This is a genomic window from Bradyrhizobium sp. BR 10289, assembly GCF_019455385.1.
Lineage (GTDB): Bacteria > Pseudomonadota > Alphaproteobacteria > Rhizobiales > Xanthobacteraceae > Bradyrhizobium.
In genome coordinates this window covers 17212-30316 of record NZ_JACOFR010000002.1, presented here as the reverse complement: position 1 = coordinate 30316, position 13105 = coordinate 17212, and the positions used below count along the sequence as shown (strand labels likewise).

Genomic DNA, 13105 nt, shown 5'->3' with positions numbered 1-13105 from the left:
CCATGCTGGTCGACAGTCACTGCCATCTGGATTTTCCTGACTTTGCGGAAGATCTCGACGGGATCGTGTCGCGTGCCCGTGCGGCTGGCCTCACGCGCATGGTCACGATCTCGACGCGGGTGCGCAAGCTCGATCAGCTTCTCGCCATCGCCGGGCGGTACGACGACGTCTATTGCACGGTCGGCACTCATCCGCACCACGCGGACGAGGAAGACGGCATCACGCCGGACGAGCTGATCGCGCTGACGCAGCATCCCAAGGTCGTTGCGCTCGGCGAGGCTGGGCTCGACTATTTCTACGACAATGGCTCGCCGGAAGCGCAGGCGAGGGGTTTTCGCGCCCATATCGCCGCGGCGCGCGCGACCGGCCTGCCGCTGGTGATCCATACCCGCGAGGCCGACGAGGATTGCGCCCGCATCCTCGAGGAGGAGACGGCGAAGGGATCGTTTCGCGCCGTGCTGCATTGTTACACCGGAGGGCGCGAGCTGGCGCTGAAGGCGGTGTCGCTCGGGCTCTATATCGGCTTCACGGGCATCCTGACCTTCAAGAAGTCGGACACTCTTCGCGCGCTCGCGGCTGAGCTGCCGTCTGACCGTATTCTGGTTGAAACGGACTCGCCCTATCTTGCGCCCGGAAAATTCCGGGGCAAGCGCAACGAGCCGGCCTATGTGGTCGAGGTCGCCAAGGTGCTGGCGGAAACCCGCGGCGTGTCGTTTGATGAGATCTCACGCCAGACCACCGACAATTTCTTCCGCCTGTTCTCGAAGGTGAAAGCTTAAGGTAGGGAACCGCATGACGCTGACGCTGACGATCCTGGGCTGCGGCTCCTCCGCCGGCGTGCCGCGTCCCGCACTCGGCTGGGGCGCCTGCGATCCAAGCAATCCAAAAAACCGCCGCCGCCGCTGCTCGCTGATGGCGGAGAAGACATCGAGCCACGGCATCACGCGCATCGTGATCGACACCGCGCCGGATCTGCGCGAGCAGCTCATCGACACCAATGTCGACCACATCGATGCTGTGTTCCTGACGCATGAGCATGCGGACCAGACCCACGGCATGGACGATCTTCGCTCCGTCGTGCTCCACATGCGCAAGCGCATTCCGGTCTATTTCAACCAATCGACCGCGAAAGACATCATGGCGCGGTTCTCCTATTGCTTCATCTCGCCGGAGGGCAGCGACTATCCGCCGATCCTGCACCGGCATTCGATCGAGGCCGGCGGGAGCCAGGTCATCAGCGGCAAGGGCGGAGACATCACGATGACCGCCTTCCTGGTCCAGCACGGCCAGATTCCCGCGCTCGGCTATCGCATCGGTAACGCCGCCTACACGCCCGACCTCAACGACATCCCGCCCGAGAGTTTTGGCGCGCTGGAAAATCTCGACCTCTGGATCGTCGATGGCTTGCGCTACACCCAGCATTCCAGCCATTTCAGCATCAACGATGCCTTGTCCTGGATCGACCGCTTCAAGCCGAAGCGCGCCGTCATCACCAACATGACCGCCGACGTCGATTACGAGGTGATCAGGCAAACGCTTCCCGCCGGCGTTGTGCCGGCTTACGACGGGATGCGGCTGGAGACGCACTGAAAGCCCATTCAGTGTAGATTTGCCGCAGGACGGCATGCTCCTTGCTTTCGTTGGGCCCATCGTGTTGGTCTAACGTCTGAAAGACAGGCGTTGGCCGGTGGCGTTAATCAAGCCTGATTGCGCCGCAGGATGAGGATGGGGGCTGCGTGGCAGGGCACGGCGACGACGTAAATTCTGGTGGACCGGTCCGGCGCGCGCTGGATCTGCTTTATCTCGCCTCGGGCGTTGCTGCCGGCATCTTCCTGGTCGCGATCTTCGCGATCATGATGGTGATGTCGGTCGGGCGCCAGTTTGCGCTCAACATCCCCGCCGGCGATGATTTCGCATCCTGGTGCATGGCGGCGATGGCCTTTCTCGGGCTTGCCCACACCTTCAAGCGCGGCGAGATGATCCGCGTCGGCCTGCTGCTGGAGCGCCTGCACGGACGCACCAAGCAAATCGCGGAGATCGTGGCGCTCACCATCTCGACCGCCTTCATTCTCTACTTCACCCGTCACGCGTTGCAGATGACCTACGATTCCTGGCGCTTCAACGACGTCGCGCAGGGTGTCGTCGCGCTTCCGCTCTGGATTCCTCAGCTCGGCTTTGCCGGCGGCCTCGTGATCCTGTCGATCGCGCTGATCGACGAGATGGTCAATGTCGTCGGCGGTAACCGGCCGAGCTACGAGAAGGGTTCGCCGGACGAGACGCCCGAGGAATTCGTCGAGCGCATCTCGCAGGGCGGCGGAGGTTGAGCATGGCCAATCTCGGCATGATCGAGCTCTCCTTCATCCTGCTCGGCGTCATGATCCTACTGCTGGGAAGCGGCGTCTGGATCGCCGTCTCGCTGGGGCTCGTCGGCTTCGTGGCGATGGCTCTGACCACCAGCCTGCCGCTCGGTTCGGTGCTCGCGACCACGACCTGGAGCGCAAGCTCGTCCTGGACGCTGGCCGCGCTGCCACTGTTCATCTGGATGGGCGAGATCCTGTTCCGCACCAAATTGTCGGAAGAAATGTTCCGCGGCCTGTCGCCGTGGGTCCAGTGGTTGCCCGGACGGCTGACGCATGTGAACGTGATCGGCTGTGGCATCTTCGCGGCCGTGTCGGGCTCCTCGGCCGCGACCTGCGCCACCATCGGCAAGATCGCGCTGCCCGAGCTCGACAAGCGCGGCTACGACAAGGGCCTCAGTCTCGGATCGCTCGCAGGCTCCGGCACGCTCGGCCTCTTGATCCCGCCCTCGATCCCGATGGTGGTCTACGCGGTCACCGCGAACGTGTCCGTGCTCCAGGTCTTCCTCGGCGGCTTCCTGCCGGGCGCGCTCGTGATGGTGCTCTATTCCGGCTACATCATCATCTGGTCGTTGTTGAACCCCGGCAAGGTCCCACCACGCGATCCGCCGATGCCGTTTCGCCGGAAGCTGCAGGAGTCGGCGAAGCTCATACCGTGTCTGCTGCTGATCCTCGCCGTCTTCCTTTCGCTCGTGCTCGGTTTTGCGACCGCGACCGAATGCGCGGCTTGGGGCGTTGCGGGCGCGCTGCTGCTGGCGTGGTGGAGCGGCACGCTGACGCGCAAGAACTTCCTCGAGAGCATCATGAGCGCGACGCGCCTGACCTGCATGATCATGCTGATCCTTGCGGGCGCGGCTTATACCACGGCGGCGATGGCCTACACCGGCATTCCCGCAGCGCTTGCCACCTGGGTGCAGGGCCAGCAGCTGACACCGGGCATGCTCGCGCTGTATCTCAGCATCATGTACATCATCCTGGGATGCCTGATCGACGGCATCTCGATGATCGTGCTGACGGCTGTCATCGTGCTGCCGATGGTCAAGCAGGCCGGGCTCGACCTGGTCTGGTTCGGCGTCTATCTCATCATCCATGTCGAGATGGCGCAGATCACGCCGCCGGTCGGCTTCAACCTGTTTGTGCTCCAGAACATGAGCGGCCGCGACACCTTCACCGTCGCGCGGGCGGCATTCCCGTTCTTCATTCTGCTGCTCGCCGCCGTGTTCATCATCACCGAATATCCGCAGATCGTGATGCTGCTGCCGAAACTCGCTTTCCCCGACTGATCTCAATTCGACCGTGAGGAGAAGTTCGATGACATCCCGTCTTATTCACGCCGCGCTGTTTGCCGGCGTCGTGCTTGGCGCAACACCGGCCCTGGCCCAGACCAAATGGAATCTGCCGGCAGCCTACCCCGCCGACAATCCGCACTCGGAAAATCTCGTCGCCTTCGCCAAGGACGTCGAAGCCGCCACGTCGGGAAAACTCCAGATCACGGTCCATCCGGGCGCCTCGCTGTTCAAGGCGCCCGACATCAAGCGCGCGGTGGTGACGGGGCAGGCGCAGATGGGCGAGGTGTTGCTGTCGATCCACGAGAACGAGGATCCGATCTACGGCGTCGACGTGGTGCCGTTCCTGGCGACCAGCTTTCCGGAGTCGATGAAGCTCTATCAGGCCTCCAAGCCGCTGATCACCAAGAAGCTCGAGGCGCAGGGGCTCAAGCTGCTGTTCGCGGTGCCGTGGGCGCCGCAGGGCGTCTACGTCAACAAGCCGCTGGCCACGATCGAGGACATGAAGGGCCTGAAATGGCGTGCCTACAATGTCGGGACCGCGCGTATCGGCGAACTGGTCGGCGCCCAGTCGGTCACCATCCAGGCGGCCGAGCTGCCGCAGGCGCTCGCGACGGGCGTCGTGAACTCGTTCATGTCGTCGGGCGGCACGGGCTACGATTCGAAGGCCTGGGAGTCGCTGAAATACTTCTATGACGTGCAGGCCTGGATCCCGAAAGACTACACCTTCGTGAACAAGGCCGCGTTCGAGGCGCTCGACAAGCCGACCCAGGAGGCCATCCTCAAGGCCGCCGCCACCGCCGAGACGCGCGGCTGGAAGGCCTGGGAAGAGAAGGCCAACTGGTACATCGACCAGCTCAAGGCCAAGGGCATGACGGTCGAGCCGCCCAGCGCTGCGCTGAAGGCCGGCTTCCAGAAGGTTGGTGAGCAGCTTACCGCGGACTGGCTCAAGAAGGCCGGCGCCGACGGCCAGGCCGTGCTCGACGCCTACAAGAAGATGTGACGGCGCATCGCGGCGCGGGCGGGCAGGGACCGCTCGCGCCGCGTCGAGATCAGTCAGGCCGTGATCGCCTTGGCCGATCCCACCTCGTTGCGCAGCAGGAATTTCTGGATCTTACCCGTGGACGTCTTCGGGATCGGTCCGAACACGACCGCCTTCGGCGTCTTGAAGCCGCTCATATGCGTGCGGCAGAAGGCGATGATGTCGGCCTCGGTCGCGCTGGCGCCGTCCTTCAGCTCGACGAAGGCGCAAGGCACCTCGCCCCATTTCGGATCGGGCTTTGCGACCACGGCGGCGAACAGCACGGCCGGGTGCTTGTAAAGGATGTCCTCGACCTCGACCGAGGAGATGTTCTCGCCGCCGGAGATGATGATGTCCTTGGAGCGGTCCTTGATGATGACGTAGCCGTGCTCGTCGAGCACGCCGAGATCGCCGGTGTGAAACCAGCCGCCCTCGAAGGCTTCCTTCGTCGCCTTCTCGTTCTTGAGGTAGCCCTTCATCACGATGTTGCCGCGGAACATGACCTCGCCGATGGTCTCGCCGTCGCGCGGCACCTCTTCCATGGTCTGCGGATTGATGACGGTGACGGCTTCCTCGAGCGGGTAGGGCACGCCCTGGCGGCGCTTCATGCGCGCGCGGTGGGCGGCCGGAAGCTCGTCCCAACCGGGCTGCTCGGCGCAGACGGAGGCGGGGCCGTAGACCTCGGTCAGACCGTAGACATGCGTCAGCTTGATGCCGATGTTCTCGGCGCCTTCCAGCACGGCGACCGGCGGCGCGGCGCCGGCGATCAGGCCGACAACGCGGCGGGCAGCGCTGCCTTTCGGCGCGTCGGGTGCGTTGATGAGGGTGTTGTAGACGATCGGCGCGCCGCACATGTGGGTGACGCCGTGCGTCTTGATCAGCTCGAAGATCTTGGTCGGCTCGACCTTGCGCAGGCAGACATTGATGCCGGCGGCGGCGGCCATGGTCCACGGGAAGCACCAGCCGTTGCAATGGAACATCGGCAACGTCCAGAGATAGACCGGATGCTGGCCGAGATTGTCGGCGAGGATGTTGCTGACGGCGTTCAGATACGCGCCGCGATGATGCGTCACGACACCCTTGGGATTGCCCGTGGTGCCTGAGGTGTAGCTCAGCGCGATCGCGTCCCATTCGTCGCTCGGTCGGATCGCGGCGAAATCAGGATCGCCCATCGCGAGCGCGGCCTCGTACTCGATCTCACCGATGCGCTTGCCGCCCTTGAAGGCGGCATCGTCGACGTCGACCACCAGCGGCTTCGGTCCCTTCATCTGCGCCAGCGCATCGGTGATCACGCCTGAGAATTCAGGATCGACCAGGATGATCTTGGCGCCGCCATGATCGAGCTGGAACGCGATCGAGGGCGCATCGAGGCGGATGTTGAGCGCGTTGAGCACGGCGCCGGTCATCGGCACCGCGAAATGCGCCTCGTTCATCGCGGGGATGTTCGGCAGCATCGCCGCCACGGTGTCGCCGACGCCGATGCCCTTGCCGGCGAGATAGGACGCGAAGCGCTTGCAGCGCTCATGGGTCTGCGCCCACGTGAAGCTCCGGCCCTCATAGACGGTGCTGACGTGATCGGGATAGACCGCGGCGCTGCGCGCGAGGAAGCTCAGCGGGGTCAGCGGCACGTAGTTGGCCGGCGTCTTGTCGAGGCCGATATTGTACGGGTTCTGCCGCTCACTCATCGACATCCTCCTTAAACCGCATCAAAGAAATCCGATCGAGATCCAGGGGAAGATCGCGACGACGATCAATCCCACCAGCAGCGCCAGCAGATAGCCCCAGATCGGCCTGATGCCCTCGGCCGGATCGACGCGTCCGATGGCGCAGGCGGCATAATAGCCGACGCCGAACGGCGGGGCGAATAGCCCGATACCCATGGCCAGAATGATCACCATGGCATAGTGCACCTCGTGCACGCCGACGGCGCGGGCGATCGGAAACAACAGCGGGCCGAACAGCACGATCGCCGGAATGCCTTCCAGCACGCTGCCGAGAATGGTGAAGGCCAGGATGGAGACCGCGATGAAGGTCGCGGCTCCCCCGGGCAGTCCCGTCATGGCGGCGGCCAGCGAGCGCGAGAAGCCGGATTGCGTCAGGCCCCAGGCCATGCCTGTGGCGGTGCCGATGATCAAGAGGATCGCGCCCGACAGCGCGGCGGTCTCGACCAGCATCGGAAACAGCCGCCGCCAGTCGAAGCGGCGGTAGACGAGGAGGCCGACCAGGGCGCCATAGACGATGCCGATGGTGGAGACCTCGGTGGCGGTCGCAATGCCCTCGACCACGGCGTAGCGGATGACAAAAGGCAGGGCGAGCGCGGGCAGGGCGACGATGAAGGTCCTGCCGATTTCGGAGGCCGTGGCGCGGCGGACATGGCTCATGTCCTCATGGCGGTAGCGCCACCACACCAGCATGCACAGTGTGATCGCGAGCACGACGCCGGGGAGGAGGCCGCCGGTGAACAGCGCCGCGATCGAGACACCCGTGACCGAGCCGATGGTGATCAGCACGAGGCTCGGCGGAATGGTTTCGGTCTGCGCGCCGGTTGCCGCCAGCAGCGCGACGAGATCGCCGGGCTTGGCGCCGCGCTGCTTCATCTCCGGAAACAGCACGGGTGCGACCGCGGCCATGTCGGCCGCCTTGGCGCCCGAGATGCCGGAGACCAGGTACATGGCGCCGACCAGCACGTAATTGAGGCCGCCGCGGACGTGTCCGAGCAGGCTTGCCAGGAACGCCACCATGGCCCGCGCCATGCCGGTCATTTCGATGAGCAGCCCCAGGAACACGAACAGCGGCACCGAGAGCAGGATGAGATGGCTCATGCCCTCGTCCATCCGTCCGACCAGCACCATCACCGGCGTGCGCGTGGTCAGCGCCAGATAGCCGAAGATCGCCAGCCCAAAGCCGAACGCAATGGGAACGCCGGCGAACACGCAGAAGCCGGCGACGCCGACGAAGAAAATGACGAGGTTGAGATTGCCGAGCGGCCGCAGATAAGGCTGCGCCAGCCAGAACAGGCCGACGATGACGGCCACGGTGATCACGGCTGTCAGCACCGTCCGGAGATCGGCGGCGCGCAGCAGCCGCAGCAAGGCGAACACCGTCATCAGGCAGATGCCTGACGGCAGCGCGGCGGCGCGCCACATGTTCGAGATCTGCAGTGCCGGCGTGGTGATGAAGCTTTCCTCGTAGGCGTATTCGGCGGACGGCCAGACGATCAGAATCAGGAACGCCAGCGCCGCGCAGGTCGCGACCAGGTCGAGCCAGGCGCGCGTGGCCGGCCGCGTGCTGGCGACGATCGCGGTCATGCGCATGTGCTCGGAGCGGCGGAACGCGACCGCCGCGCCCAGCATGGCCAGCCACAGGAACAGGATCGAGGCGAGCTCGTCCGACCAGATCAGCGGCCGGTGCACGCCGTAGCGCGCGACCACGCCGGCAAACAGGATCACGATCTCGGCGACCACCAGGATCGCCGCCGGGATCTCGACGGCAAGGCCGAGGATGCGCTCGAGCGAGGCCAGCAACCGGGATCGGCGAGGGGGCTGAACAGCCACCTCGCCCGCCATTTCGGTCACCTGAACCTCGACATGAGCCATCCTGATACGAGCCTCGGCGGCCCCAATGCGCTACGACAGCTTGCCGACGGCCTTCTCCAGCAGGTCCCAGGCCTGGTCGCCATACTTGCCCTTCCACTCGGCATAGAAGCCGGCGGTGCGCAGCTTGTCGCGGAACGGCGCGACCGTGGGCTGGTTGAAGGTCAGGCCCTTGCCCGCGAGCTCCTGCTGGAGGTTCGCATTGAGCTTGGCGGTATCCTCACGCTCCTTGACGGCGGCGGCGTTGATGTTCTTGGCGACGATGGTGCGGATGTCCTCGGGCAGCGCGCTCCAGGCGCGCCGGTTGGCCAGGAACCAGAAGCCGTCCCACATGTGGTTGGTCAGCGAGCAGTACTTCTGCACCTCGTAGAGCTTGGCGGTCGAGATGATCGCCAGCGGGTTCTCCTGGCCCTCGACGATCTTGGTCTGGAGCGCGGAATAGACCTCGGCGAAATTGATCGAGGCGGGCGCCGCGTCGAACGCCTTGAACATCGAGGTCCACAGCGGCGACACCGGCACGCGGATCTTGAAGCCCTTGAAATCGTCGGGGCCGCTGATCGGCTTGGACGACGACGTGGTCTGGCGGAAGCCGTTGTCCCAGATCTTGTCCATGACCTCGAGGCCGGCCTTCTTGATCTCGCCGCGGACGAAGCCGCCGAGATCGCCGTCCATGGCCTTCCAGACCGTGGGATAATCCGGGAACGCGAAGCCGATGCCGTTGATGGACGCGGCCGGCACCAGGGTCGACAGGATCAGGCCCGACAGCGTGAAGAACTCGACGCCGCCGGAGCGGATCTGGCTCAGCATGTCGGTGTCGGAGCCGAGCTGGTTGTTCGGGAAGATCTGGAGGTCGAACTTGCCGCCTGTCTCGGTCTTGATCGCCGCGGCCATCTCCCGGGCGCGGACGTTCATCGGATGGGTGTCCGGCAGGTTGTTGGCGTATTTGTAGGTAAACTCGGCACTCTGGGCCCGGGCCACATGGGGCGCGCTGAGGCCGCCCAGGACCGCGGTCGCGGCGGAGGCCTTCAGGAGCGTGCGTCGGGAGAAACGCGTAGAAAGAACCATGGGTCTGCTTCCTCGGAAGGTTTGTTTTTGTTGTGAGATGCAAACCTATACGGACGTCAGGTCAGAAGGTCATCTGCGATCTCGCGAAGCCTCGCTTATTGCAGCCGGACAACGTCACGGCAATATCGGCTTTCGCCACAGGCGCTGGATCTAAAAATGCGAAAACAACCCCATGCACAGTAGCCGTCAAGCGTCGGCAGGATGGTCGAGCGAAGGACCACAAACGGCGCTGGAGCGAAGGCGCCGTGGCAGGATTTCCCGCTAAAGGTCTGATCTAATTGTAGATAAATATATTCCATAATATACCTTATGCGAATCGTGGATGTAGGTAAGCCTGACTGAACCTTCTCTCTGATCCGAGTTTGTTTTCGGCAATTCTGAGTCTGTCCCCTATGACGCGCACAGAATTGTGGGGCGCGTGATCGGCCGAACATGACGCAAAACCCAGCTAGTAGGTCGCTCGTCCGCCTGAGAGGTCGAATACGGCCCCCGTACTGAACGAGCACTCCTCGCTCGCGAGCCAGCAGACGAGGGATGACGCTTCCTCGATCGCCCCGAACCGTCCGAGCGGAATCTTCGAAAGCATGAAATCGATGTGCTGGGGCGTCATCTGGTCGAACAGCGGCGTTCTGATCGCCGCCGGTGTTATGCAGTTGACCCGGATGCCGGTCGTGGCCGTTTCCTTGCCCAGCGATTTGGTGAGTGCGATCACGGCGGCCTTGGACGCACTGTAGGCCGAAGCGTTCGGGTTGCCTTCCTTGCCCGCGACCGAGGCGACGTTGACGATGCGACCGTAGCCGCCCTTCTCCATCGCGCGGACAGCGGCGCGGTTGCAGTAGAAGGCTCCGTTGACGTTGACGTCGAAGACCTTGCGCCAATCGCTGCCCGGGTAGTCCTTCACGGCTCCGTTCGGCCCCGTGATACCGGCACTGGCGACCAGAATGTCAAGCCGGCCACCCAGGTCGTCGATGCTCCGCCGCATGGCCGCATCGACTGCGTCTTCCTCCGCGACGTCGACGGACTGCGTGTATGCTGCTCCGGCCCCCGCCGCTGCGGCGGCGAGGACGGAGGCGTTCAGGTCCCACATGGAGACTCGGGCGCCCTCGGCCGCCAGGCGACGCGCCACGTCGCGACCGATGCCGGACGCCGCACCTGTAACGACGGCCGTTCGTCCTTCAAATCTTCCGCTATAGACCGTCACGACCGCGGCCCCGCAGCCGGCGGCCATTCTCGGGTTCGCTGACGTTGCGTTCCGAGACCCTCGATGCCGAGCGTCATGACGTCGCCCGGCTTGAGATAGATCGCTGCAGGCTTCTTGCCCATGCCTACGCCGGGCGGCGTGCCAGTCGCAATGATGTCACCGGGCATCAGCGTTATGAAGTGGCTGACGTAGCTGACGATCTCGGCGCAGTCGAAGATCATGGTCCGGGTGTTGCCCGCCTGCATGCGTTGCCCGTTGACGTCGAGCCAGAGGTCGAGCGCCAGGGGGGCGGTGACCTCGTCCGTGGTCACCAGCCATGGTCCGACAGGACCGAAGGTGTCACAGCCCTTGCCCTTGTCCCACGTGCCGCCGCGCTCCATCTGGTACTCGCGCTCGCTCACGTCGTTCACGATGCAGTAGCCGGCAACGTGAGCGAGCGCGTCGGCTCGCTCGACGTAGGAAGCTCGCGTGCCGATCACGATCCCGAGCTCCACCTCCCAGTCGGACTTCTTCGAGCCTTTCGGCAGAACGACATCGTCGTTCGGTCCGCTGAGCGAGGTGATCGCCTTCTGAAAGACGATAGGCTCGGACGGCAGCGGGAGGTTCGCCTCCCCCGCATGATCGACATAGTTCAGGCCGATCGCGATGAATTTTCCAACGCCCGCAATCGGCACGCCAAAACGTGGCTCGCCGGCGACGAGCGGAAGCGTGGATGGAGCGATCGCAGCGATCCTCTGTAAGGCTGACCGCGACAAGGTGGCGGGGGCGAGGTCGGCGATGACACTCGACAGGTCGCGCAGACGCCCTTGGTCGTCGACGAGCCCCGGCTTTTCGGCGCCGGGATTGCCGAATCTCACGAGCTTCATTTGGTGTTACCTCGGACGCGCTCAGGCGAACCGCGCCGAGACGGTGCCAAGCCCCGCGATGTTGGCCTCGAACGCGTCCCCCGGGTTCACCGCGACCATCGGACCGAGCGCTCCGGAGAGCACGACGTCGCCGGCGCGCAGCGGCCGCTTGCGACGGGCCAATTCGCCGGCGAGCCAGGCCATCGCGTTGAGCGGATTGCCGAGACAGGCCGCGCCCGTCCCCTTCGAGACGACCTCGTCCTTACTCGTCATCTGCATCTGGAGGGCACGGAGATCCAAGCCATCCAGCCGGCGGACGGGCCCTCCGAGGACGAAGAGACCCGACGACGCATTGTCGGCGACAGTATCGACGATGCCGATATCCCAATTGGTGATGCGGCTGCCGACGATCTCGAGGGCGGGCATCGCGTAGGCCACCGCGCGCAGCACGTCGGCCACCGTGGGTGCCTCGACCTCGACGTCCCGATCAAGAAGGAAAGCCACCTCCGCCTCGATCTTCGGCTGAAGAACACGCCCAGCAGCGACAGGCTCGTCCTCGCCGACGATCATGTCAGCGAACAGAACTCCGAAGTCGGGACGATCGACCCCGAGCTGCTTCTGCACCGCGCGCGATGTCAGCCCGATCTTGCTTCCGACCACGCGCCGGCCTTCCTTCTCCCAATGCGCCGTGTTCTCCTGCTGGATCGCGTAGGCCCCATCGACGTCGAGGTCCGCCAACTGCGGCCGGATGGGCGCGATCGGAGTGCCGGCGTAAGCGGCGCGGATCTGAGCGGCGAGTTCACTGTGCCTGGCTTGCTGGTTCATCTGAACGATCCTTATTTGCCGGTCCGGAGGAATTCGATGTGGAGCCGATTGAACTGCTCGGCGTCCTCGAATTGGGGCCAGTGTCCGCAGCGGTTCATGACCACGAATTTCGAGCCCGGAATCATGTTCGCGATCTGCTTCCCCTCCTCGGGCGTCGCGGTCGGATCATGCGAGGTCCATACGACCATGGTCGGCGCTTTGATCGACCGGTATTGGTCGGCGGTGATCATATTGGGCCGGCGGATTTCCATCTCCTGCAGGCACATGATCCGCTTCATCGTGTCGGCGAATCCGGGCTGCGCGTAGATCGCGCGACGGGTCTCGATCAGATCGTCCGAAACCATGCTCTTGTCGCACATCAGGAATTCGAGGCGCGTCTTGATCCGCTCCCAGGAGGGATCGGATGCAGATTCGTTGGACAGCTTCTTCAACCGCTCCATCACCTGGGGGTGCGCTGTCCAGCCGCCGGCGGTGTTGAGAACGAGCTTCGCGACCGTGGCGGGATGATGCACGGCCAGGTAGGTTGCGACCCAGCCCCCCAGCGATTCACCGCTGATCATCGCCTTGTCTCTGCCGAGCGTCTTGAGGACAGCGAGCACATGGTCAGCGTAGTCTTTGACCTGGTAGTCGATGGCCGGCTTGTCGGTCCAGCCGTGTCCCAGCATGTCGATGGCGACGAACCAGAAATGATCGGCGTGCGGACCGAAGTTTCTGGAATATGCCTCGGCATGGCCGCCGACGCCGTGCAGCGCCAACACGAGCGGCTTGGACGGGTCGCCCGACTCGATACAGCGGGTCCGAATTCCGCCGGCGTCGATGAAGTGCTGTTTGAAGGAAACGCCCCTCAGATCGGCCCAGACGCTGGAAAAGTTTGCTGGTCTGTTGTCGTCGCTCATAGCTGGATCTCGTTCG

12 protein-coding genes are annotated in these 13105 nt (G+C 64.3%); 5 read left to right on the top strand and 7 right to left on the bottom strand.

Features of this window, described 5'->3' with window-relative positions; all coding sequences use genetic code 11:
• The first annotated feature begins 2 nt into the window (after positions 1 to 2).
• The 5 genes from HYH08_RS03585 (at position 3) to HYH08_RS03565 (ending at position 4646) form a co-directional block, all read left to right on the top strand.
• Complete coding sequence (locus HYH08_RS03585; RefSeq protein ID WP_220008385.1) at positions 3 to 779, top strand: TatD family hydrolase; 777 nt, start codon at positions 3 to 5, stop codon at positions 777 to 779.
• Between the two features lie 13 nt (positions 780 to 792).
• Positions 793 to 1590: an MBL fold metallo-hydrolase gene (locus HYH08_RS03580; RefSeq protein WP_220008384.1), complete on the top strand. Its 798-nt coding sequence runs from the start codon at positions 793 to 795 to the stop codon at positions 1588 to 1590.
• 146 nt (positions 1591 to 1736) lie between these two features.
• Positions 1737 to 2324: a TRAP transporter small permease gene (locus tag HYH08_RS03575; protein ID WP_220008383.1), complete on the top strand. Its 588-nt coding sequence runs from the start codon at positions 1737 to 1739 to the stop codon at positions 2322 to 2324.
• A 2-nt stretch (positions 2325 to 2326) separates the two neighbouring features.
• Complete coding sequence (locus HYH08_RS03570; RefSeq protein WP_220008382.1) at positions 2327 to 3640, top strand: TRAP transporter large permease; 1314 nt, start codon at positions 2327 to 2329, stop codon at positions 3638 to 3640.
• Positions 3641 to 3668: 28 nt separating this feature from the next.
• A complete protein-coding gene (locus HYH08_RS03565) occupies positions 3669 to 4646 on the top strand; it encodes a TRAP transporter substrate-binding protein (RefSeq protein ID WP_220008381.1) in 978 nt (325 codons plus the stop codon).
• Positions 4647 to 4699: 53 nt separating this feature from the next.
• On the opposite strand, the gene HYH08_RS03560 is transcribed toward HYH08_RS03565, so the two are convergent.
• The 7 genes from HYH08_RS03560 to HYH08_RS03530 all read right to left on the bottom strand — a co-directional run bounded on the left by HYH08_RS03560 (position 4700) and on the right by HYH08_RS03530 (position 13089).
• Positions 4700 to 6349, bottom strand: coding sequence for an acyl-CoA synthetase (locus tag HYH08_RS03560; RefSeq protein ID WP_220008380.1), 1650 nt, complete (start codon positions 6347 to 6349; stop codon positions 4700 to 4702).
• A gap of 21 nt (positions 6350 to 6370) precedes the next feature.
• Positions 6371 to 8260 (bottom strand): TRAP transporter large permease, encoded by a 1890-nt coding sequence (locus HYH08_RS03555; RefSeq protein WP_220008379.1) that lies wholly within the window; start codon positions 8258 to 8260, stop codon positions 6371 to 6373.
• A 30-nt stretch (positions 8261 to 8290) separates the two neighbouring features.
• Positions 8291 to 9322: a TRAP transporter substrate-binding protein gene (locus HYH08_RS03550; protein ID WP_220008378.1), complete on the bottom strand. Its 1032-nt coding sequence runs from the start codon at positions 9320 to 9322 to the stop codon at positions 8291 to 8293.
• A gap of 448 nt (positions 9323 to 9770) precedes the next feature.
• Positions 9771 to 10550 (bottom strand): SDR family NAD(P)-dependent oxidoreductase, encoded by a 780-nt coding sequence (locus tag HYH08_RS03545; protein ID WP_220008377.1) that lies wholly within the window; start codon positions 10548 to 10550, stop codon positions 9771 to 9773.
• A complete protein-coding gene (locus HYH08_RS03540) occupies positions 10520 to 11389 on the bottom strand; it encodes a fumarylacetoacetate hydrolase family protein (RefSeq protein ID WP_220008376.1) in 870 nt (289 codons plus the stop codon). Before HYH08_RS03540 ends, HYH08_RS03545 begins: the two co-directional genes overlap by 31 nt.
• Positions 11390 to 11410: 21 nt before the next feature.
• On the bottom strand, positions 11411 to 12193 hold the full coding sequence (locus HYH08_RS03535; RefSeq protein WP_220008375.1) for a 2-keto-4-pentenoate hydratase: 783 nt from the start codon (positions 12191 to 12193) through the stop codon (positions 11411 to 11413).
• An 11-nt stretch (positions 12194 to 12204) separates the two neighbouring features.
• Positions 12205 to 13089 (bottom strand): alpha/beta fold hydrolase, encoded by an 885-nt coding sequence (locus HYH08_RS03530; protein ID WP_220008374.1) that lies wholly within the window; start codon positions 13087 to 13089, stop codon positions 12205 to 12207.
• Positions 13090 to 13105 lie beyond the last annotated feature (16 nt).